The sequence below is a fragment of the Phyllobacterium sp. 01N428 genome, from assembly GCF_056399405.1.
Map to the genome: position 1 here is coordinate 168,134 of NZ_JBFTRH010000005.1, position 22,074 is coordinate 190,207.

Here is a 22,074-nt window from a genome sequence, read left to right on the forward strand (position 1 = left end):
GAAAAGAGGGACGCAGTTCATGTTCTACGCCATCTTGGCCTATCACGAGGAAGAGATTGTCGAATCATGGTCGAAAGAGGAGGACGCATCGTTGATGGCCGAACTTCTGGAAATCGGCGACCGCCTTGTAAAGGAAAAGAGCCTGGGCCCGGCGGCCCGCCTTGGGCCGACCCGGCGCGCTGTCACATTGCGCGGCAAGGGAGCCGGTATCGTCACTGACGGGCCGTTTACAGAAACAAAGGAGCAATTGCTTGGCTTCTATGTTGTTGAGTGCCCTGCAATTGAGGGGGCGATCGCCATTGCCCGCGACTTGCGCCGTGCCAACCCGACTGCCGTCTATGAAATCCGCCCGGTCTTGCTCTACCAGTCAGGGGCGACGCTAACGGACGGCGATTGATTGGCGCTCCCGGTAAAGACGTTTTTTCGCTTTGAAGGCGGCAGAACCTCCGCAAACGCCGGACACCGTACAGAAGAGACTTGCGAAGTTGTGATCGTCTGCGTAGAAGTGGCTTCGACATCAAGAGTTGGGTTGACGCCCAACGCCAACCTGCGCTCCGGGCAAGGTGGTACTTCCGTTAGGGAGGATGTGGCCGAACCGGCAATTATACGGATTTAGCTACCGGCGTCTGTCCAGCGAACCAACAGGAACGCGCGATAATGCCGATAAAGATCCCCGACGATTTGCCCGCACGCCGCCAGCTCGAAGCCGAAGGCGTCAATATCATGCGCGAACGGGACGCGGTGCGTCAGGATATAAGGCCACTGCGGATCGGATTGCTCAATCTGATGCCGAACAAGATCAGCACGGAAACGCAGATCGCAAGGCTGGTCGGCGCAACGCCGCTGCAGATCGAACTCACCCTCGTTAGGATAACCAATTACGTGGCGCGCAACACGCCGGTCACGCACATGGCATCATTCTACCGTGCCTGGGAGCAAGTCCGTGCCGAGCGGTTTGACGGATTTATCATTACCGGCGCGCCGGTCGAGCATCTGGCCTTTGAAGACGTGCAATATTGGGATGAGCTCCGCCACATTTTCGATTGGACGCAGTCGCATGTCCATCACTGCCTGACTATCTGCTGGGCAGCCCAAGCTGCACTTTGGCATTTTCACGGCATCCCGAAGCACCATTTGTCGGCAAAGGCTTTCGGCATCTTCAACCACGGCAACCTCGCGCCCGCTTCGCCATATTTGCGCGGTTTCTCTGATGACGTGCTTATGCCCGTGTCGCGATGGACGGAGGTTCGGCGCGACGACATCCCACAGGGGCGCGGCATAGAGGTGCTACTTGAGGGAGAGGAGACGGGGCTAGGTCTGGTCGATGATCCCTCCTGCCGGTCGCTGCACATGTTCAACCACCTCGAATATGACACGAACTCGCTTGGCGACGAGTATTTCCGCGATCTCGCAAACGCACCGTCAATGCCGCTGCCGCGCAACTACTTTCCCGATGACGACTCGTCACGAAAGCCGGCGAACCGGTGGCGCAGCGCCGCCCATCTGCTTTTCGGCAATTGGATCAATGAGATCTATCAAACCACGCCTTTCCACGTGGACGACATAGGCATGATACCGCGACAACTGGCAGGCTGACGCGATAAGGAATGTCGCTGCTTTATGCGCGGATTCTTTGACTTATGTAAATGATACTGAAGCTTATTTGTATTTAGCTTCCGGTCGACCTTGATGCCATTTGCCCGTCCAGCCTGATTTCGTATTAGAATCTAGGCCGTCCGGATGCCGGGATCATGATAGTGGAAGCGGAAACCCGAAGGTTCCGCGCTTGTTCCCGATGCGCACCACCTCGCACCCTTCATCGGGCATGAGAAACGGAATCTCGCACGCCCTCCCCGACGTCCGTGTCCCATTGATGCCGACGACTGCAATCGACGTTCCGGAAGTCGGTTGGAAATTGGATCAACCGTGTCCAAGTTTCGCTCGTGCGGCTGGCCACCCTGTTGCAGCCCGTCGCCTGGTTACCGGATAGTCTAGCTCGTCAGAACTTCCGTCACCACACGCGACGCGAAGTCGGTGTCGCAAGCTGCGTTGAACGTGAGCGGGTACTTGACTAGCTCCAACTTAGGGACATCTCAGCAAGCGTGGTCTCTGACGCCAAGCGTTTATTGTCGATCTCCCCGTTATCCACTTCCCCCGCCGGGGTGATTGTTGATTGGAGTTGGATCTGTACCATCAGGCTGTGCAAGGCAGAGTCCACCTCCCGACCTTGTGACCCCGAGGGCGCCGCTGGCATCTTTGCCCGCCAGCGGCGCTCCCCCTGTTTTCTGTGCGGGGTACTGTCTTGCTCGGGCGCCGTGTGGCGCCCTAACTTGGTTCAATCCGTCCCAGCCGCATCAACAGGGCGATACAGGCGAATGTCCTGCGAAGGCGTGCAGTCAAATGTCTCGCGGTAAAGCTTCGAGAAACGGCCTGGATTGGCAAAGTGAAAGCGGGCGGCGAGCTCCCTGACAGACATTGCGTCCCCATTCTCGATGATCTTTCGAGCCGCCTCGATACGGCAATCCAGCAGCACCTTCATAGGCGTTACCCCCTTCAGCTTGCGGAACAGGCGTTGCAATGACCGGGTGTTTACACCGACCGCGCTGGCGATATCGGACAGATTGATAGGCTGAAGAAGATTATTGCGAATGAAGTCCTCCGCGGCAGCGAATTGCTGCGAAGGACTTTTGGCCGGGACCGCGCTTGCGCTCGTAGGCGTTGGTTCATCCATTTGGCCTGAATGGGAGGGCGCGGAACCAAAGAGGGCCGTGTCATCTATCATTCTTGATAACTCTTATTGAGTGTTGAGATTCGCAGATCGGCGAGTGCAACCGGATGTTGAAATCGAATTAAGTAAAACGAGTGATTGTGCAAACCTTAAATCAGCCGAGCAAATTTCAAAATTCGACCTTAGATCTATGTCGGGACGTACCGTGTTGACAGCTGTCAACGCTGCGCTTTGGTGACATGAAGTTGACAGCTGTCAACTGACGCCCATGTCAAGTGACGCTATCGACTTCACTATTTGTAAACCACATTTCCATACAGTCAGAGCTTAAATGCACCGGCTTGTAAGCGAGTACTGCAGTGTCCCAGAGCAACGACGCATTCACAACCGAGACTAAATCGCACTGTGTTTCCAGGCGCCAAATTCTGATTGGCGTCGGCTCGCTCGCATTGGCGGGTGTAGGGGGCTGCACCCAAACGACTTTTGAACTGCCCGAAATGAATATCGACCCGCTCCCGACCAGCGGTATCCGCCCGCAAATCAGCGTCGACAAATCCGTGACCGCACCCGACGTCATGTATGCGGCGGTGCAGGAAGGACCTTACTCACTTCCGGCCGTTCCCTATCAGAAAATTCCGGCGCAGTTTCGTCGCCAGATTGTTGTCGACCCGACCGGCGAGCAACCCGGCACGATCGTCGTCCGGTTGCAGGAGCGCTACCTTTATCTTGTCCAGCCAGGTGGTGATGCTATTCGCTACGGGGTCGGCATTGGCAAAGCCGGATTCTTGTGGAGCGGGCGTGCTAATATCCAATACAAGAAGGAGTGGCCGAGGTGGACGCCACCACGCGAAATGATCGGCCGCAAACCCGAACTTGCGAAATACGAAAATGGCATGGAGCCCGGTCCGCAGAATCCGCTGGGCGCCCGCGCACTCTACATCTACAAGGATGGCGTCGATACCGGATACCGCATCCATGGCTCGCCGGAATGGTGGTCCATTGGACAGTCGATGTCCTCTGGCTGTGTCCGCCTTATCAACCAGGACATCATCGATCTTTATAATCGTGTCCCTGGAAAAGCGACGGTCGTGGTTGGCTAACGTCGCCAAAGCGTCTAGACTAGGCGTTAGACCAGCTCGTTGTTCACTCTCTTCAACATTACCGAATCGGCAACGCGGCTGGAAGCGAATGCGCATATAGCTTCCGCTTAACCTTTCGTTTACCATGTTTTCAATGGTTTACGATTCGGCTGATTTTTCACCCTGGGATTTGCTTGCTCCGCTCGTTGCCGCAGAGGACGCTCTTGCACGCCTCGACGACCGGCTTGGACGAAAAGGGGACCTTGGTGAGCCGAGCGGCCGCCGCACGCGGGAAGGGCTGCTGCGGGAAAACGAAGGCTGGATAACCCGCTCTCACTTTATCGAAGCATGCAATGCCTTATGGCTCGCTGGTGAACTCGTCCACACCGAGGACCTTGTGCTTCACGATGCCCGGATGGATATTCGCACCCCAACCCACGAGTTGACCAAGGCACACGCGATCCTGCGTTGCCGGCGTCAGGTCGCGGGCAACGCCCCCGGCTGGGCCCTTAGCGCAAAAGGCATTGCCGCGCTGCGTGGACGCACACTTAGCGAGGCCCCGCTCACGCCCATTATTCCTGTTCATCGCCCGGAGCCGGTTACAGAAATCGCGAAAACCGAAGCCGAGAATGAATTCGAGGACGGCCTGGCCCGCCTCGATACATTGCTGGACCGCACGACGCGGCTTCTCGCAGAGCCCGGAAATTCCGCTTTTCCGAATCCTCCCTCCAGGCAGGGGACAGAACCGCCTCCCTCGGCGGTGACCCCGGACGGCGACCCACTCGTTTATGATCCCGATTGGGACGAAGATGCGCGACTGGATCGTTGGCTCAAGGTGTATGAACGTTCGCATGGCCTGCCGCCGCTGCTTGCGGCAGCTGTGGCCTGGGATGCGTGGGAACAGATCGAGCCGCTACAGCACCAGCATTGGCTTGGTCCCATGCTCGTTGCCGCCATGTTGCGGGAACGCGGCAAGACAAAATCACACATGGCCGCCTTGAATGCGGGTTTGCGTTCCGTCCCGCGCGAGCGGCGCCGCTCGCGCGACCACACAACGCGTCTGCTCGCGTTTCTGGAGGCAGTCCAGACCTCCTCAACGACCGGTCTCAAGGATGTCGAACGGCTTGGACTCGCCCGCATGCAGATGGAGCGCAAATTGAAGGACCGCCGCTCCACCTCCAGCCTGCCGGGGATGATCGATCTTGTACTTTCACTTCCTATGGTTTCGACGGCTCTGATTGCCAAGGAACTCAAGGTGTCCCAGCGCGGCGCCCTGAATCTCATCGCGGAACTTGGCGTGCGCGAGATGACTGGCCGCGGGCGCTACCGAGCATGGGGAATCATCTAGCACGCGAATATTCACCAGAATATAGTTGATTATTTTACTCATAAATAATAAGCCGCTCTCCACGACAGTTGAAGGAACGGCTAATGAAGCAGACACAGGCCGACAAAGTCTCGAAGGCATGTTTTTTGCAATGGTCGCCGGTTGGCCCATTGTTCGCCGCGCTCGTATTCGCGGCTACCGTTTGCGGAACGGCACACGGACAGGAAACGGTAACCCCTCCCGAGCCCAACTCAGCGCAGCAATCGGCGCCCGCCCCGGAAACAACAAACCCTGCTGCAACCACGCCTCTACCAACCATATCACCTGCGCCTTCAGGCGCGGTTCTGCCGATGGATGCGTCGGCTCCAACCCCGCAGGCCACGCTGCGGAATTTGCCGCACAATCTTTCACCATGGGGCATGTTCATGGCGGCCGACTGGGTCGTCAAAGGTGTGATGATCGGGCTTGGCTTTGCTTCACTCGTCACCTGGACCGTATGGCTCGCCAAGACACTCGAACTTGCAGGCGCGCGCCTTCGCGCTTATCGCGCACTCCAGATCATCAACAGCGCAGCTACATTGAGCGACGCGGAAAAAGAGCTTGAGGGGAGGGGAGGGCCCGGGGCTGCTCTCGTCAATGCCGCTCGCCAGGAAGTCCGCCTGTCCGCAGATGCGAGAGAACATGCCGGCGCCGACGGTCTGAAGGAACGCGTTGCCTCGCGCCTTGCCCGTATCGAGGTGCAGGCCGGCCGGCGCATGAGCCGGGGCACTGGCGTTCTCGCCACGATCGGTTCGACTGCGCCCTTCGTCGGCCTGTTCGGGACGGTCTGGGGCATCATGAATTCTTTCATCGGCATCTCTGAATCCCAGACAACCAACCTTGCGATCGTGGCTCCGGGCATTGCTGAAGCGCTGCTGGCAACTGCGATCGGCCTTGTCGCCGCAATTCCGGCGGTTGTGATCTATAACGTGTTTGCGCGATCGATTACCGGTTACCGCCAATTGATTGCCGATGCATCGGCCGGCGTCGAACGTCTCGTCAGCCGCGACGCCGATTATGCGCTTGTCCCACAAGCAACAAAGCGCGCCGCAGCGGCAGAATAGGCGGCACGACCATGGCAGGCGGCATCCGGCACAACGTCTCCGACGACGAACTTCAGGAAAACCACGAAATCAACGTGACGCCATTCATCGACGTCATGCTGGTGCTCCTGATCATCTTCATGGTCGCGGCGCCCCTCGCGACAGTAGACATCAATGTCGACCTGCCGGCCTCGACGGCGACGCCGGCGCCTCGTCCAGACCAGCCGGTCTTTCTGACCTTGAAGGACGATAATTCCATAGCCATCGGCAACGACACGATGACGCGCGACTCCCTCGGCCAGTTCCTTGACCAGAAGACGATCGGCAACAAGGAGACTCGAATCTTCCTGCGCGCCGACAAGGCGGTCGACTACGGTTCGCTCATGGACCTGATGAACGCGCTGCGGGACCATGGTTACCTCAAGATTGCGTTGGTGGGACTTGAAAGCGCACCTCTCGCTCCCAAAGGTGAAAGCGCGCAGTGATGTCCAACGGGTCTGGCACCGCCGGGGGAGGGGGCTCGCGTCTCGATTGGCGCGAAGTTGGTCTCTGGTCAGCAGCCGGACTGGTCGTTGTCGCGCTCCACGCGGGCGGAGCCTGGTATTTACAAAGCCGACAAAGCGCTGCACCCGCAGGCGATATCGCGAATGCAATCATCATCGACATGGAGCCACTGCCTGCGCCGATCGTGCCTGAGCCGGTTGCACCGGAAGCGCAACCAATCGAGCCCGAACCGACAGAGCCCGAGGCAGTCGAGCAGGAAGCTGCATCTCCCGAAGCTCTGCCCGAAGTCCAGCCGGAACCGGAAGAGCAGGTAACGCCGGTTGAAGAGGCAGAGCCCGTAGAGGAGGTGACGCGCGAACCGGTGCAGGAACAGGCCGAGGAAGTCGTGGAACTTCCCAATGTCGACGTGCCTTTACCCGTCGTCCGCCCAGAGCCGGAAAAGCCTGACACGCCGAAGAAGGAGAAGGCCGTCCGCAGGCCGGAACCGAAGACGGCGGTTGCAAGGACCGAGGCTGAAACGCCCCGTCAGGCAGTGCAGCAGCCGCAGCCTGCAGCTTCCAGCGCAGCATCGGCGCGGCAGGCGGAAAAGTGGAGTTCACGGGTCCAGGCCTATCTTATCCGCCGCACCCGCAGCGCCCGCACATCAGGCGAGGGAACGGTTCGCGTGAGTTTTACCGTCACGCGCGACGGCGATATTGTTTCCGCCCGCATCGTTGGCAGTTCTGGCAACCCAATCCTCGACCACGGCGTTCTCGATGCCGTACGCCGGGCATCACCAGTACCATCCGCTCCCGCCGATGTCACAGTATCGCGCCAAAGCTTCACCGTCCCGTTTCTGATCCGCTAACCGCGCACGATCATTTCCGCAGCCTTTTCCGCGATCATGATTGTCGGCGAATTGGTGTTGCCTGAAGTGATTGTCGGCATGATCGATGCGTCCGCCACTCGCAGCCCCTTGATGCCACGGACCCGCAATTGCGGATCGACCACCGAGGCTTCATCCGCGCCCATCCGGCACGTCCCGACCGGGTGAAAGATTGTCGTGCCGACCGCACCGGCAGCTTCAATCAATTCTTCTTCCGTCTGATAGGAGGGTCCGGGCTTGAATTCCTCAGGCTGAAACCGTTGCAACGGTTTCTGCGCCACGATGTTACGGGTGATGCGGATCGAATCGGCAGCCACATGGCGATCGCCCGGCGTCATCAGGTAGTTGGGTCGAATGGCGGGCTGCATCCGGTGGTCCGGCGACTTCACGTGCACGGTCCCTCGGCTTTCGGGGCGGAGATTGCATACACTTGCAGTGAAGGCCGGAAATGCGTGTACGTTCTCACCGAACTTCTCCAATGAAAGCGGTTGCACGTGATATTGCAAGTTGGGCGTGTCAAAAGACGGATCCGAACGCGTGAACACGCCAAGCTGGCTTGGCGCCATCGACATGGGACCTGACTGTCTCAGCAGATATTCCAGTGCAATCGAAGCCTTGCCGAGCAAGCGGTTGGCTTTCTCGTTGAGTGTCGGAATCCCGGTCACCTTGTAGGCGCAACGCAACTGCAAATGATCCTGCAGGTTTTCGCCCACGCTACGCCGATCGAGCACCGTCTCGATACCAGCCGCCTGGAGGGCTTCGCCCCGTCCGATGCCGGAAAGCTCCAGAATATGCGGGGAGCCGACCGCGCCTGCGGCGAGAATGACTTCGCGGCGGCAAACCACGGTCCTGGCCGTGCCCTCCTGATCGAACTCGACGCCTTTGACTTCGAGCCCATCGAGAACCAGTCTGCGCACATGCGCGCCGGTCGCCACGGTGAGGTTCGGCCGCTTGAGGGCCGGGCGCAAAAACGCCTTCGCGGTATTCCACCGGACACCGCGTTTCTGGTTCACCTTGAAATAGGACGACCCTTCATTGTTGCCTCGATTGAAATCATCGGTGCGCGGAATGCCCGCCGCCTCCGCGGCATCGCGAAACGCATCGAGAATATCCCAATGGAGGCGCGCTTCCTCGACCCGCCACTCGCCTCCGGCACCATGGAATTCATCAGCGCCCCGATAATAGTCTTCCGACTTCTTGAAATAGGGCAGCACGTCGTCCCAGCCCCAGCCGGTGCACCCGTCCTGCCGCCAAAGATCGTAATCGCGCGCCTGTCCGCGCATGTAGATCATGCCGTTGATCGAGGAGCAGCCGCCAAGGACCTTTCCGCGCGGATAGTTCAATATCCGTCCATTAAGGCCCGGTTCTGCTTCAGTTGAGAAACACCAATCCGTCCGGGGGTTGGAAATGCAGTAAAGGTAGCCAACCGGAATATGTATCCAGGGGTAATTGTCCTTACCGCCGGCCTCGAGGAGTAGAACCGAAACGTTGCGATCTGCCGACAGGCGATTGGCGAGCGTACAACCCGCCGTTCCCGCACCGACGATGATGTAATCATAGGTTCCGTCCATTTTGATCAGTTCTCAGGTTTGCTCGCAAGCATCCTGCCGAGGCGCGAGGCATAGAGTTCGCCAATGATGCCGCGTCGGAAGACGAGGACGCAAACCATGAAGATGATGCCGGTGATGACCGTTACCGGAAACTCGGAGGTTGCAAGGTAGTTCTCCAGCGTCGCGATGAGTGCGGCGCCGAAGATAGGCCCGACGAGAGTGCCGATACCACCCAGCAATGTCATCAGCACAACTTCACCCGACATCTGCCAGCTTACATCCGTCAGTGTCGCGAACTGGAAGACAATCGCCTTGAGACCGCCGGCAAGGCCCGTCAGCGCCGCGGACATCACAAAGGCGGCGAGCTTGTAGCGCGAGACCGAATAGCCGAGCGATATGGCGCGGTTTTCATTTTCGCGTACGGATTTGAGGATCATGCCGAAGGGCGAATTGATGATGCGCCAGATGATGAACATCCCAACCAGAAACACGCCCAGCACGAAGAAATACATGTTGAGCGGTTGTTCGAGATCGATGAACCCGAAGAGATACCCTCGTGGCACTCCCTGAATGCCGTCTTCGCCGTGGGTAAAAGACGCCTGCAAACAGAAGAAGGCAAACATCTGCGCCATCGCGAGTGTAATCATCGTCGAGTAGATGCCCTGGCGGCGGATTGCAAGAAAGCCGATGACGAGGCCGAGCGCGGTCGCACCAGCGACACCGGTGAGAATACCGAGCTCCGGTGAAAAGCCCCATTCCTTGACCGCGTGGGCGGTAAAATAGGCCGCGCCGCCAAAAAATGCTGCGTGGCCAAAGGAAAGGATGCCGGTATAGCCGAGGAGCAAATTGAACGCACAGGCGAAGAGCGCGAAACAAAGGACCTTCATCAGGAACACAGGGTAGACATGAAACGGCGCAAATATCAAAAGGGCCACGCCGATCAGTATCAGAACCGTTTCGCGGTTGAGGCGCGTCTTTGGCGCGGATAGGGCAGCTTCGCTCATCTCACGCTTCCTTACCGAACAGCCCCGCAGGGCGCACAAGCAGCACGATTGCCATGATGACGAAGATGACGATGCTCGACGCTTCGGGATAGAAGACCTTCGTCAACCCCTCAAAAATGCCAAGCATATAACCGGTCACGATCGCCCCGAGTATCGAGCCCATGCCCCCGACCACCACCACCGCGAAAACGATGATGATGATATTCGAGCCCATCAGCGGGCTGACCTGATAGATCGGCGCCGCGAGGATTCCCGCGAGCCCGGCGAGTGCGGCCCCAAGGCCATAGGTAAACGTGAGCAGCAATGGCACATTGATGCCAAAAGCCCGGACAAGCGTCGGATTTTCCGTCGCTGCGCGCAAGTACGCGCCAAGGCGGGTCTTCTCGATCAGGAGCCAGGTGCCGAGACAGACGACGAGCGATGCGACGACCACCCACGCACGATATTTTGGCAGGAACATGAAGCCGAGGTTGACGCCGCCAGCCAGCGCATTCGGCACCGCATAGGGCTGTCCGGCGGCACCAAAATAATAGCGGAAGGTGCCTTCGATCACGAGCGCGAGGCCGAACGTGAACAACAGGCCATAGAGATGGTCGAGATTATATAGGCGCGACAGCGCAACTCGCTCAATGAAGGCTCCCGCGAGGCCGACTGCCAGGGGAGCAAGGATCAAAGCCGGCCAGTAGCCGATGCCAAGCTTGGCCAGGAGCAGGTAGCCGATGAAGGCACCCAGCATATATTGGGCGCCATGAGCGAAATTGATGACGCGAAGCAGCCCGAAAATGATCGCAAGGCCGAGGCTCAACATGGCATAAAAAGAGCCATTGATCAGCCCGATCAGCAATTGCCCGAGGAACGCCTGGAGAGGAACGCCGAATATCATGGTCATCGTCAGACTCCCAAAGCTTCGTTGAGCATCGACATGCGGCCGGTAAGTTCGCTGACATGAAAGTTGTCGATGATCCTGCCATGGTCGACCACGTAGAATCGGTCGGCCACCTTGCTGGCAAAACGAAAATTCTGTTCCACAAGAAGGATCGTCATGCCGCGCTGCTTGAGCGTTACCAGAACCTCGCCAATGCGCTGTACGATGACCGGCGCGAGGCCTTCTGTCGGTTCGTCCAGGAGCAACAGTTTGACACCGGTCCGCAGGATGCGGGCAATCGCCAACATTTGCTGTTCGCCGCCGGACAGCTTGGTGCCGGGGCTGTTGCGCCGCTCCTTGAGGTTGGGGAAGAGTTCATAGATCTCGTTGATCGACATCCCGCCCTTGGCAACCACAGGCGGAAGGTTCAGATTCTCGTCGACGGAAAGCGTGGCAAAGATGCCGCGCTCTTCCGGTACGAACCCAATGCCGGCATGGGCGGTGCGATGCAGCGGCACGCGCATCATATCCTTGCCATCGAACGTGATGGTGCCGGTGCGCTTGCGAATGATACCCATTATGGAGCGTAGCGTCGTTGTCTTGCCGACGCCGTTGCGCCCAAGCAACGTGACCGTTTCGCCTTCGTCGATATCGAGATCGACGCCATGGAGAGCATGGCCTTCGCCATACCAGGCATTGAGATCGCGCACGGCCAGAAGCGGCTTAGTCATGTTCGGTCCCCATGTAGGCCACGCGGACACGCTCGTCTTGACTGACGGTGCGATAATCACCCGACGTCAGAATCTCGCCTCGCTGCAGAACCGTGACCTGATGACAAAGGTCGGCGACCACCTTGAGATTATGTTCGACCATCAGGATGGCGCGATCCTTGGCGACCTCGCGAATAATGTCCGAAACGGTATGAACATCTTCGTGCCCCATGCCGGCCATCGGCTCGTCGAGCAGGAGAACCTTGGGATCGAGCGCTAGCGTCGTGGCAATTTCGAGCACGCGCTTGCGGCCATAGGAGAGATCCGCCGCTGGGCTGTTGCGGGCGTCCGTAAGACCGACGTCCTCGATCAATTCGAGCGCCCGCTCGTTGAGCCGGTTGAGCGATGTCATCGGCAGCCAGAATTGCGTCGACAGGCCGCTGGGCCGTTGCAGCGCGACGCGGACATTATCAAGCACGCTTAGATGTGGAAAAACGGCGGAGATTTGAAACGAGCGGACCAGCCCCATGCGCGCGACCTTGGCAGGGTTGGTCTTTGTGATGTCGTTGCCAAGCAGCGTGATCGTCCCGCTCGATGGTTGCAAGAACTTGGTAAGAAGGTTGAAAACCGTCGTCTTGCCCGCGCCATTCGGCCCAATCAGGGCGTGCACGCGCGCATGGTGAACGTCGAGATCGACATTGTTTACGGCGATGAAGCCGCCAAAGTCGCGACGCAGGCCACGCGCCGACAAAACCACCGATGGTCCTTGTTGGTCGGCGAGGGGAGAGGAGGTTCCTCCCCCGCCCGCCGGATTGGTTTGGGTTGCGGCCATGCGTTATTTGACCAGCGGGCAGCCGCTCTCTTCCGGCTTGATGTAAGCTTCGGCTCCCGGAACGGTTGCAAGTACCTTGTAGTAGTCCCAGGGCGCCTTGCTCTCATCCGGCTTCTTGACTTCCATCAGGTAGACGTCGCTGAAGAGGCGCCCGTTCGGTCCGACCTTTGCGCCTCGGCCAAAGACGTCATCAACCGGCATTTCATGCATGGCGGCCGCCACCTTTTCAGTGTCGTCTGTGCCAGCCTTCTGAATAGCCTTCAAATATTGCGTTACGCCCGAATAGGTCGCGGCCTGGATCATGTTTGGCATACGGCCGGTCCGCTTGAAGAATTTCTGGCCGAACTCACGCGATTGATCGTCGCGGTCCCAATAGAAGCTCTCCGTCAGCGTCAGCCCCTGTGCGGCTTCAAGACCGAGACCGTGTACTTCGGCAAGGGTGAAGAGAAGCGCCGCGAGGCGCTGACCTCCGGAAACGATGCCGAATTCCGCCGCCTGCTTGATGGCATTGGCCGTATCAAGACCGGCATTGGCAAGGCCGATGACCTTTGCGCCCGAGGATTGTGCCTGCAACAGGAAGGACGAGTAATCGGTCGTCGCCAAGGGGTGGCGCACAGAGCCGACAATCTTGCCGCCCTTCGACGTTACGAACTTGCTCGTCTGTTCTTCCAGCGAATAGCCAAAGGCATAGTCGGCGGTGAGAAAGAACCAGGTATCGCCGCCCTGCGCCACGAGGGCGCCACCAGTACCGACAGCAAGAGCGTGCGTATCATAGGCCCAATGGAATCCATAAGGCGAGCATTGCTTGCCTGTGAGTTCCGCAGTCGCTGCCCCGGTCACGAGATCGATTTTCTTCTTTTCCTTGGAGATGCCCTGCACGGCCAGCGCCACCGAGGAGGTGGTCAGCTCCATGATCGTATCGACCTGCTCGGTGTCATACCATTGGCGCGCGATATTGGAGGCAATGTCAGGCTTGTTCTGATGGTCTGCGGAAATGACTTCGATCGGTGCGTCGAGCACCTTGCCGCCAAAATCTTCGGCCGCCATCTTTGCGGCTTCGAACGACCACTTGCCACCAAAATCAGCGTAAACGCCCGACTGGTCGTTAAGGATACCGATCTTGACCTTGCCGTCCGATATCTCGGCGCTGGCCGCGGGGATGACTGTTGCGGCCATCAGAGCTGCTGTTGCAATTGCCAAAAGTCTCATTCGTAACTCCTCCCAAAGATTGTACGCTCACAGGATCATCGGGTGATGGACTGCTGCGCGCCGAATGGTTCAATGAAAATGCCCAGGAATAAACGCGGATTGTCCGCGTTCCCTGGTTCCGGTTCCTCCTCAATCCGCCCCTTGGAGCGGACAAAATTCATCTTATGATTGCCCTGTTTCTCCCGACCGGCAACCACGCGTTTGAAAAAACTGTAACATTGACAAATAGGTACACAAACACCTATTTTTGCACAGAATAAGTACGAAAATGTACAGACCATAAAGGGCCGTTTTTGCGCCAGTTCACTTGGGACGATCTCCAGTATTTCCTTGCCGTCGCCCGCACCGGTCAATTGACGACGGCCGCGCGCCGCCTGCGCACCAATCATGTGACGGTTTCGCGGCGTATCGACAGGCTCGAGGAATCGCTGTCTGCGCGTTTATTCGAACGCAATCCTCGTGGTTATGTACTGACGGCGCTCGGAGAAAAACTTGTCGAGTCGGCCGAGATCATGGAACGGGAAGCCGACCGTTTTCAAAACGAAGCCTCGGAGGGGACGGTCTCGCTGACCGGGGTTGTCCGCCTCAGCATCCTGGAAGGGTTTGCCAACTTCTTCCTGGCCGATCGCATGCCGCGCATGGCGCAGTCCTACCCCGGCCTTTCCATTGAAATGGTGACCATCCAGCAGATCGTGTCGCTGTCGCGCCGCGATGCGGACCTGTCGATCACGCTTCATGCGACACGAACCGGGCCATATTTCCAGGAAAAGCTGACGCCTTATCGACTGTTCATTTATGGATCGCGCGATTATCTAGCGCGCCATTCGCCAATCGGCGAGCAATCGGACCTCTCCAACCATCGCTTTATCGGTTATATCGAGGACATGATCTTCACGCCGGGCCTCGATTACATGCGCGAGATCCTGCCTGGTCTCCATCCAGCCTATCAAAGCTCGAGTATTTTCGCGCAACTCAGCGCCACCCGTTCGGGCTTCGGGCTCTGCATCCTGCCATACTTCATCGCATGCAAATATCCCGAGCTGGTGCCGGTCCTGCCAAAAGACCTGCACCTCAACCGGGACTATTGGATGATCTGCCACGAGGATATCGTCAGCACACCGCGCATCCGCGCCTTGAGCGATTTCATAAAGTCCGAGGTGAAAACCCAATCCAGCGTTTTTGCCGGAGAGCCGCTTCTCGGCTGATCAGGAAAAGCGCGCCGGCGACAGTTTCGGCAGGAGTGGTTGAAGCTCGGCTTCCGGCGCGTCACCGCGAATGAGCGCTGCCGACAAAGCCGACAGGGCAGGGGACGTCTGAATTCCATAGCCCCCTTGTCCGGCGAGCCAGAACAAACCCTCGACGTCAGCGTCAAAGCCGGCGACGGGCGTGCGGTCGGGCGCGAAAGTACGCAAACCCGCCCAACTATGCTCGACGCGCGTGACTGGAACGGTCACCGCCTGTTCGAAACGGTAGAGACCTTCCGCGAGCACCATATCGTCGGCAAAAGCGTCGTGCGGATCAACTGGTGTTTCATCGCAGGGCGAAACGAACATCCGTCCGCCGTCCGGCTTCATATACCAGGCTTCGTTCACGTCATCGACCAGGGGCCAACCGCGGGTGTCGTGGTTTTCGGGTGCGGGCAGCACTGCGATGCTGCGGCGCAACGGCGTCAGGCCAAGCGGCTTTGCACCAAAAAGCGCAGCCGTCAGATCTGCCCACGCACCCGAGGCATTGACGATCGTTTGCGCCACGAACATCTTGCCGCCGGCTTGAACGTGCCATTCGTCACCGATGCGTTCCGCCCCGGTGACCTCGGACCTGGTATGGATTTCAACACCGAGAGATGCAGCCTTGCGCAACCAGCCCTGATGCAGTGCATTGACGTCGATATCCCAGGCATCGGCCTGATAGCATGCTGCGGCAATATGGTCTGCTTTGAGTATCGGCACCATTTCAACGGCACGATCGACAGAAATGATCTCGACACCGACACTGGTGCGCGCAAAGTTTTCAAGATCGGCAATGTTCGTCGCATCGGCCACGGTCAGGCAGCCGCGCGGCGTAAGCAGCGGCTGCGGGAAGAGGCTCGTGTCGCGATTTTCGAACAGCGGGGCACTCACCTTATTAAGGCCCCGGATAACGTCGTTGCCATAGTTGGGTAGAAAGATTGCCGCCGACCGGCCGGTCGAATGGTAGCCCGGTTGATCCTCACGCTCGATCACGATCACGCGATGCGTCGAAGCCAGGGCAGCCGCAACGCCGATACCGGCGATGCCCGCGCCAATGACAAGAACATCGGTTTTGATTGTGTCGGTCATGCTGATCCCAAATCTTCAAGGTAGGTATTGTCGGCTATGGATGCTGAAAACGCGCCGCGGTCAATATCCGCAAACATCATGCTTTCCGCGTCCTCCGGACCTTCCGCAAGCAGACTGCCATCGGGCGCAGCGATACGCGAGTGGCCGGCAAATGTGAAGCGGCCATCATTCCCAAAATGATTGACGTAGGCGACGAAAATCTGGTTCTCGAAAGCGCGCACCTGGATCATGTGGTCGGTGATGAACGTGCCCGACGGTCCCCTCGGGAGCGCTGTCGGTACGAGCACCGCATCTGCGCCGGCGAGCGCCAACCTGCGGACATTTTCCGGAAACTCGACATCGTAGCAGATGAGCAGTCCCAACCTGAGACGCCCCAACTCGACGATACAGTTGTCGGGGTTTCCGGGTTTAAACAGGCTGCGCTCATAGGGTCCATAAAGATGCGATTTGCGATAGATGGCGGGCTCGCCATCCCCATTGACGAATGCCGCGCTGTTGAAGACGTGAGCACCATCGCGTTCGGCAAATCCAGCGATAATGGCCACTCCGCTTTCCGTGGAAATCTTCTGAAGCCTTTCGACCTGGCTCCCTGTTGCCGGTTCCGCGAGGCTCTTGATTATATCCCCCGCGCCATAGCCGGTGACGCACAATTCAGGTGTGACCAGCAGGTCAGCACCGCCTTGCCCGGCCTCCTGCGCGGCTTGTTCGATCCGGGCAAGATTGGTGTCCACGTCACCGGGAGCCGACTGCATCTGCAATGCCGCGATCCGCATCATTTCTCCTCCGAAGCCATGGCGCCAAGCAGTTTCGGCAAGTCGCCGAATTTGGCCACCAGCGAGAAAATCACTGCCGCTGTCGCGACGAACAGGATCGTCACCGAAGCCATGGTCGGCGTATAGCCATAGCGCAAGGCGTTGAAGATTTTGATCGGCAACGTTTCGAGGGTAAATCCAACCGTCATATACGCGACGATATATTCGTTCAGCGACAGGACGAACGCGAATGCATAGCCGGATACCAGGTAGGGGCGGATCAGGGGCAGGACGACTGTGCGGAATATCGTCCGGTCGTCGGCGCCCATCGTAGCGGCGGCCTCGACGAGTGACCGGTCGATAGCGGAAAAGCCGAGCGAGAGGGTCACAAGCGGCAGCGTGACGAAGAAGATCGCATGGCCGATGACCGCGGTCCACGCCTGACCGTAGAAGCCGGTGGTCGCCCAAAACGTCAGGAAACCGAGCGCGGTAATGACTGGAGGCAGCGTGAACGGCGCTATCCCAAGGACCTGGAAAATATTTGCCCATGGCGCAATGCGTCGCCACAGGAACCATGAGAGGGGGAGGGCGATCAGCACCGCGAGGGCTGCCGAGGTGGTCGCCAGAATGACCGAGGCGACGAGCGCGCTGCGCCACTCGGGATTGGTGAAGATCTGGCCGTACCAGCTCAGCGAAAATCCTTGTGGCGGAAATGCAAGCGTCTGCTTGGCATTGACGGACACTCCGGCAACAACGATAAGCGGCATCGCCAGAAAGAGGCCTATCAGCACGAAATAGAGGCGGCGCAACGCGTTGGTCATGCCTTTTCTCCCTTGCGGCCAACGAGCAGGGTGAGCGCGACGAGCCCAAGCGTCACGAGAACCAGGAACACGGCCATTGCCGCCGCAAACGGCATGTTCGACTGGTAAATCGCCTGGTCGGTAATAAGCACCGAAAGGGTCCAGTGCTGCGGACGACCCAGGATCTGCGGCAGCAGGTAGGAGCCAAGCGCAAAGATGAATACCATGATCAGCGTTGCCATGATTGTATTGCGCAGCGCAGGCACAAGCACATTGAAGAAGGCGCGCACCGGCGAAGACCCAAGCGTTCGTGCTGCTTCCATCAAAGTGGGATCAAGGCGCACGATCGCGGGATAGAGAACGAGGATCGTATAGGGCAAGGCCTGGTAGATCATGCCGGTGAGCACGGCGCCAAAACTCGGGAACAAGGCGACGGGCTGGTTGAGCAAGCCAACTGCGACGAGGAGATTGCTGAGCCCACCCGTCCGCGACAGGAGCGTCGACCAGGCAAAACCAATGATGACCTCTGAAAGGGACAGTATCGAAAGCAGCGCGACCAGCCAAAAGACCTGCAGACGACGCGAAAGCCGCGAGAGCAAATAAGTGAACGGCAGGGCCAGAACGACGCAACAGATGGCGACGGTAACGGCGAGCATCAGGGAGAAGCTGAGGACCCCGCCGAAGAAAGGCGTCAGGAACCGCTCATAATTGGAAAGCACGAACGCCGGCGTATAGAAGCCGCCCTCCTGACGCTGGAAGAAGCTGACCGTGATCATGGTGCCGAATGGAACAACGAAGAAAATGAGCAGCATGCCCGCCGGAAAGAATAGCGGGCCGTAATCGGCAATGGATTGGGGCCGTTCCCGCTTCATTGCTTAAGCACCACGCATACATCCGGCGAAAGTGTTACGCCCACCTTCTGGCCGGCGGCGACATCGGGCCGTTCGCGCGGCGTGGAGACGGCTATGATCTGCTGTCCGCCCGCTTCGACGAAGGTTTCGATCGTGCCGCCGAGATCGCGAACGAAGGTTACCGTACCGTCGATCGCTCCGCTGCCGGGAGCCGTCAGATGCACGTCTTCAGGACGCACCGATATCGTTGCACGCTGCGTGCCCGCCGGCAGGGCCAGACCTTGCACACGGTGTCCGAAGATCGTAGCCGCTCCCGAACTGTCGGCGGCGGTCTCGATCAGATTGGTTGATCCGATGAAATCGGCGACGAACGTATCGGCAGGTTTGCGATAGATCTCGACGGGGGAGGCGGCCTGCCTGATGTGTCCGCCGTTCATGACGACGACCGTATCGGCCATGGTCATGGCTTCGCGCTGGTCGTGGGTAACGACAATTGTGGTGATGCCAAGTTTCTGCTGCAACTGGCGCAGCTCCACCTGCATCGCCTCACGCAGCTTGGCGTCGAGCGCCGACAGCGGCTCGTCGAGCAGGAACAGGCGCGGCGACAGCGCGAGCGCCCGTGCGATCGCGACGCGCTGGCGCTGGCCACCCGAGAGCTTCGAGACGGGACGGTCTCCATAACCAGGCAGATGGATGAGAGACAGCAATTCATCGACGCGCTTCTTCTGTTCCTCGCGCGGCTTGCCGCGGATGCGAAGCGGATAGGCAATGTTTTCCCCGACAGTCAGATGCGGGAAAAGCGCGAGCGATTGAAACACCATCCCGAGATTGCGCTTATGGGTTGGAACGTTCGTGATGTCGGCCCCGTCGAGGAGAATGGCGCCATTGGTCGGGTCCTCAAGGCCGGCAATCATGCGCAGCAACGTGGTCTTTCCGCAACCTGAAGGCCCGAGCAGGCATACAAATGTGCCGTGCGGCACCGAAAGGCGCACGTTCTCGACGGCGGCGAATGTCCCAAACCGCTTGGTGACATCGTTCAATACCAATCCGGACATCTGCCCCTCATTATCTCGATTGTTAAGCACCACCCTTCTGGCGAAGGGTGGTGCCTTTGTCTATTCAGCCGACGATGAGTTCGGTCCACTTCTGGTTCAGCCAATCCGACTTGGTGGTGTACAGATCGTAACGGGGGATGATCGGCTCGATATCGGACGAAACAGCCGCAAACTCCTTCTCGTTGAGATCGAGCAATTCCCGCTTGACGGTCGGGGATGTGCCGACCTTTCGTGAAAGGGTCGCCTGGATCGCCGGCTGGCTCATATAGTCGATGAAGGTATGGGCTTCATCTACCTTCTTCGAGGCGCGCGATAGCGCCCAGCAGCCGGAGTCCTGAACGCCGCCTTCCTTGGGGAAGGTCGAGCGAACCGGGTGTCCTTCGGACGCAGCAAGTCCGGTAACGTCGTGATAATACTGGCCCATCGGAATTTCGCCCGACTTCAGCGACTGCTCGAACTGGGCCTCGTCGCGGTACCACAGGCGCACATTCGGTTTAACTTCGGCGAGTTTGTCGAAGGCTTTCAAAAGTCCTTCCTCAGTATCGAGCGCGTTCGTGCCACCGAAGTACGTCTTTGCCGTGATTTCCAGCAGGAACGAGTTGGAGACAAGAGCGAGAAGTCCGAGCTTGTCCGCATTCGCCTTGTCCCAGAACGCGGCCCAGGTCGTCGGCGCTTCCTTGTAGACATCCGTGTTGGTCACGAGCGTGATGTACCAGGAAACCGCGCCGATGCCGGCAACGCCGCCATCCGGATATTTGTTGATGAAACGGTCCAGCAGATTCTTCGAATTCGGGATCTTCGCCATGTCGAGTGGGGTCCAGAGCTTCGTAGTCTGCCCCTTGAGCATCGCGACCTGCGACATCATCGAAACGTCGGCGGGTGCCGCGCCAGCCTTCGCCGCCTGTTCAAGCTGCACCAGCCAGGCCTCACCAGTCGGCTCGGCAACGGACTCAACCGTGATACCGGTCGCCTTGGTGAATTCGGGAAAAATGTTCTTGTCGAACGAGTCCTTGAAGTAGCCGCCATAGACGCCGACCTTCAGCGACTTGTCTTGCGCCCGCAAGATCGACGGCATCGCCAAGGTACCCGCCGCCATTGCGCCGGTGGCGAGCACCACGCGGCGACTGACACCTTTTTGCAGAATATTGCTCATCATCATTCTCCTTATTTTTGCAGCCAGTACTGGCGATTTCCCACTCTTCTTATTTAGATGCGCAGCTTGCCATTCAGTGCTGGCGGGCAGCGCGAAGCTCCAATGTCTTTGTATAGCGCGTCAGCGGATAGCACAGAACAAAATAGATCAGCGCGACCAGGCCATAGACGGTGAAGGGTTCGAACGTCGCGTTGTTGATCGCATTGGAGGTGCGCACCAGTTCCTCGAACCCGATGATCGACGTGAGTGCCGTGCTCTTGATCAACTGCACGAGAAACCCGACAGTCGGCGCACGCGTGATGGCGAATGCTTGCGGCAGAATGATCAGTCGCAGCTGGGCCACATAATGCAGGCCGAGACTGCTACCCGCATCCCATTGGCCTGTCGGTAGCGACTGGACACCGCCGCGCCAGATCTCGGCAAGAAAGGCGCTCGCGCAGAGCGTCAGCCCCAGTACTGCGGCCGTCCATGCCTCGATGCGAAGGTCAAGCAGCGGCAGCCCAAAAAACAGCAGGAAGAGCTGCATCAGCAGCGGCGTTCCCTGGAAGAGGCCGATGTAATACTCCGCGGCGCGCCGCAGCCAGCGCCGCTTCGAAATGCGCAGCAGCAAGATAGCGAGGCCCGCAATCGAGCCGCCGATAAAGGCGACGACTGACAGGAGAATGGTCCAGCGGGCAGCGAGCAAGAGGTTGCGCAATATGTCCCAGAAGGTGAACTCGATCATGCCATGCCCCCCGCAATCGCGCGCCTTCCGGCAGCAAAGAGCAGCCTGCGCAGACCGATACTCATCGCGAGGTAAACCAGCGTCACCACGAAATAGGTTTCGAACGCGCGGAAAGTGCGTGCCTGCAGCATGTCGGCCTCGTAGGTCAATTCACGCACGGCAATCTGCGATACAACCGCGGATTCGAGCATCATGATGATGATCTGGCTGGTCAACGCCGGGAAGATGACTTTCAAGGCCTGCGGCAGGACGATCTTGACAAAAACCAGCCATGGCTGGAGGCCGAGCGCCGCCGCCGCTTCCCGCTGCCCTTTCGGAACCGCGTCAAGGCCCGCGCCGACGATCTCCGTCGTATAGGCCGTCATGTTCAAGGTCATGGCGAGCATGGCCGAAACGACCGGGTCAAGCCGGATGCCGAGCCTGGGCAAGCCAAAGAAGATGAAGAACAACTGCACGAGAAAGGGCGTGTTGCGCACGATTTCGACATAAGCGGCAATTGCCTTGCGCAGTATCGCGTGACGGCTGCGCTTGGCGGCCGCCCCGAAGATGCTCAAGGTTACGCCTGCCACAGACGTCACGACGATCAGAAAGAGCGTCATGGCGGCGCCACTGGCAATCATGCCAATGGCGCCATAGAGCCAGCCGAAATCGAGCGCGTAGCCCACC

General features: G+C 58.8%; 23 protein-coding genes and 1 riboswitch. Of the genes, 8 read left to right on the forward strand and 15 right to left on the reverse strand.

What is annotated here, in order from left to right; all coding sequences use genetic code 11:
- Positions 1-19: 19 nt before the first annotated feature.
- On the forward strand, positions 20-397 hold the full coding sequence (locus AC1DNI_RS14370; RefSeq protein ID WP_477692319.1) for a YciI family protein: 378 nt from the start codon (positions 20-22) through the stop codon (positions 395-397).
- Between the two features lie 112 nt (positions 398-509).
- Positions 510-616, forward strand: a riboswitch (SAM-I-IV-variant riboswitch).
- 41 nt (positions 617-657) lie between these two features.
- A complete protein-coding gene (locus AC1DNI_RS14375) occupies positions 658-1,596 on the forward strand; it encodes a homoserine O-succinyltransferase (RefSeq protein WP_477692320.1) in 939 nt (312 codons plus the stop codon).
- 739 nt (positions 1,597-2,335) lie between these two features.
- Here AC1DNI_RS14375 and AC1DNI_RS14380 read toward each other — a convergent pair.
- Complete coding sequence (locus AC1DNI_RS14380; protein ID WP_477692321.1) at positions 2,336-2,731, reverse strand: helix-turn-helix transcriptional regulator; 396 nt, start codon at positions 2,729-2,731, stop codon at positions 2,336-2,338.
- Between the two features lie 356 nt (positions 2,732-3,087).
- Between AC1DNI_RS14380 and AC1DNI_RS14385 the strand changes: the two genes are divergently transcribed.
- The 5 genes from AC1DNI_RS14385 to AC1DNI_RS14405 all read left to right on the forward strand — a co-directional run bounded on the left by AC1DNI_RS14385 (position 3,088) and on the right by AC1DNI_RS14405 (position 7,567).
- Positions 3,088-3,828 carry a L,D-transpeptidase gene (locus AC1DNI_RS14385; RefSeq protein ID WP_477692322.1) on the forward strand — a complete coding sequence of 247 codons (741 nt, stop codon included), beginning with the start codon at positions 3,088-3,090 and terminating at the stop codon, positions 3,826-3,828.
- A 133-nt stretch (positions 3,829-3,961) separates the two neighbouring features.
- Positions 3,962-5,155: an RHE_PE00001 family protein gene (locus tag AC1DNI_RS14390; protein ID WP_477692323.1), complete on the forward strand. Its 1,194-nt coding sequence runs from the start codon at positions 3,962-3,964 to the stop codon at positions 5,153-5,155.
- A gap of 83 nt (positions 5,156-5,238) precedes the next feature.
- Positions 5,239-6,237 (forward strand): tonB-system energizer ExbB, encoded by a 999-nt coding sequence (gene exbB, locus AC1DNI_RS14395; RefSeq protein WP_477692324.1) that lies wholly within the window; start codon positions 5,239-5,241, stop codon positions 6,235-6,237.
- An 11-nt stretch (positions 6,238-6,248) separates the two neighbouring features.
- Positions 6,249-6,701 carry a TonB system transport protein ExbD gene (exbD, locus tag AC1DNI_RS14400; RefSeq protein WP_477692325.1) on the forward strand — a complete coding sequence of 151 codons (453 nt, stop codon included), beginning with the start codon at positions 6,249-6,251 and terminating at the stop codon, positions 6,699-6,701.
- A complete protein-coding gene (locus AC1DNI_RS14405; protein WP_477692326.1) occupies positions 6,701-7,567 on the forward strand; it encodes an energy transducer TonB family protein in 867 nt (288 codons plus the stop codon). Before exbD ends, AC1DNI_RS14405 begins: the two co-directional genes overlap by 1 nt.
- Here AC1DNI_RS14405 and AC1DNI_RS14410 read toward each other — a convergent pair.
- From AC1DNI_RS14410 to AC1DNI_RS14435, 6 genes are read right to left on the reverse strand one after another with little or no spacing between them, the layout of a single operon-like run.
- A complete protein-coding gene (locus AC1DNI_RS14410; protein ID WP_477692327.1) occupies positions 7,564-9,156 on the reverse strand; it encodes a GMC family oxidoreductase in 1,593 nt (530 codons plus the stop codon). The genes AC1DNI_RS14405 and AC1DNI_RS14410 overlap by 4 nt on opposite strands.
- A gap of 5 nt (positions 9,157-9,161) precedes the next feature.
- Positions 9,162-10,139 (reverse strand): branched-chain amino acid ABC transporter permease, encoded by a 978-nt coding sequence (locus AC1DNI_RS14415; protein WP_477692328.1) that lies wholly within the window; start codon positions 10,137-10,139, stop codon positions 9,162-9,164.
- Between the two features lies 1 nt (position 10,140).
- Positions 10,141-11,028, reverse strand: a complete 888-nt coding sequence (locus AC1DNI_RS14420; RefSeq protein WP_091951002.1) for a branched-chain amino acid ABC transporter permease — start codon at positions 11,026-11,028, stop codon at positions 10,141-10,143.
- A 2-nt stretch (positions 11,029-11,030) separates the two neighbouring features.
- Positions 11,031-11,735: an ABC transporter ATP-binding protein gene (locus AC1DNI_RS14425; protein ID WP_477692329.1), complete on the reverse strand. Its 705-nt coding sequence runs from the start codon at positions 11,733-11,735 to the stop codon at positions 11,031-11,033.
- The gene (locus AC1DNI_RS14430) at positions 11,728-12,546 is read right to left on the reverse strand and encodes an ABC transporter ATP-binding protein (protein ID WP_477692330.1); all 819 of its coding nucleotides are present in this window, start codon (positions 12,544-12,546) and stop codon (positions 11,728-11,730) included. Before AC1DNI_RS14430 ends, AC1DNI_RS14425 begins: the two co-directional genes overlap by 8 nt.
- 3 nt (positions 12,547-12,549) lie before the next feature.
- Positions 12,550-13,755, reverse strand: coding sequence for an ABC transporter substrate-binding protein (locus AC1DNI_RS14435; RefSeq protein WP_091951006.1), 1,206 nt, complete (start codon positions 13,753-13,755; stop codon positions 12,550-12,552).
- 293 nt (positions 13,756-14,048) lie between these two features.
- Here AC1DNI_RS14435 and AC1DNI_RS14440 point away from each other — a divergent pair, with 293 nt between their 5' ends.
- On the forward strand, positions 14,049-14,960 hold the full coding sequence (locus AC1DNI_RS14440; protein WP_477692331.1) for a LysR family transcriptional regulator: 912 nt from the start codon (positions 14,049-14,051) through the stop codon (positions 14,958-14,960).
- Here the strand turns inward: AC1DNI_RS14440 and AC1DNI_RS14445 are convergent, their stop codons facing one another.
- The 8 genes from AC1DNI_RS14445 to AC1DNI_RS14480 all read right to left on the reverse strand — a co-directional run bounded on the left by AC1DNI_RS14445 (position 14,961) and on the right by AC1DNI_RS14480 (position 22,073).
- Positions 14,961-16,073 (reverse strand): NAD(P)/FAD-dependent oxidoreductase, encoded by a 1,113-nt coding sequence (locus AC1DNI_RS14445; protein WP_477692332.1) that lies wholly within the window; start codon positions 16,071-16,073, stop codon positions 14,961-14,963.
- Complete coding sequence (locus tag AC1DNI_RS14450; protein ID WP_477692333.1) at positions 16,070-16,849, reverse strand: carbon-nitrogen hydrolase family protein; 780 nt, start codon at positions 16,847-16,849, stop codon at positions 16,070-16,072. Before AC1DNI_RS14450 ends, AC1DNI_RS14445 begins: the two co-directional genes overlap by 4 nt.
- On the reverse strand, positions 16,846-17,646 hold the full coding sequence (locus tag AC1DNI_RS14455; protein WP_027232175.1) for an ABC transporter permease: 801 nt from the start codon (positions 17,644-17,646) through the stop codon (positions 16,846-16,848). The genes AC1DNI_RS14450 and AC1DNI_RS14455 overlap by 4 nt, the downstream gene beginning before the upstream one ends.
- Positions 17,643-18,497 carry an ABC transporter permease gene (locus AC1DNI_RS14460; RefSeq protein WP_027232176.1) on the reverse strand — a complete coding sequence of 285 codons (855 nt, stop codon included), beginning with the start codon at positions 18,495-18,497 and terminating at the stop codon, positions 17,643-17,645. The genes AC1DNI_RS14455 and AC1DNI_RS14460 overlap by 4 nt, the downstream gene beginning before the upstream one ends.
- Positions 18,494-19,531: an ABC transporter ATP-binding protein gene (locus AC1DNI_RS14465; protein ID WP_477692334.1), complete on the reverse strand. Its 1,038-nt coding sequence runs from the start codon at positions 19,529-19,531 to the stop codon at positions 18,494-18,496. Before AC1DNI_RS14465 ends, AC1DNI_RS14460 begins: the two co-directional genes overlap by 4 nt.
- Positions 19,532-19,595: 64 nt before the next feature.
- Positions 19,596-20,684, reverse strand: coding sequence for an ABC transporter substrate-binding protein (locus tag AC1DNI_RS14470; protein WP_477692335.1), 1,089 nt, complete (start codon positions 20,682-20,684; stop codon positions 19,596-19,598).
- 73 nt (positions 20,685-20,757) lie between these two features.
- Entirely contained in the window at positions 20,758-21,408 is a 651-nt protein-coding gene (locus AC1DNI_RS14475) for an amino acid ABC transporter permease (protein ID WP_477692336.1), read from the reverse strand.
- Positions 21,405-22,073: an amino acid ABC transporter permease gene (locus AC1DNI_RS14480; RefSeq protein WP_370462228.1), complete on the reverse strand. Its 669-nt coding sequence runs from the start codon at positions 22,071-22,073 to the stop codon at positions 21,405-21,407. The genes AC1DNI_RS14475 and AC1DNI_RS14480 overlap by 4 nt, the downstream gene beginning before the upstream one ends.
- Between the last annotated feature and the right edge of the window lies 1 nt (position 22,074).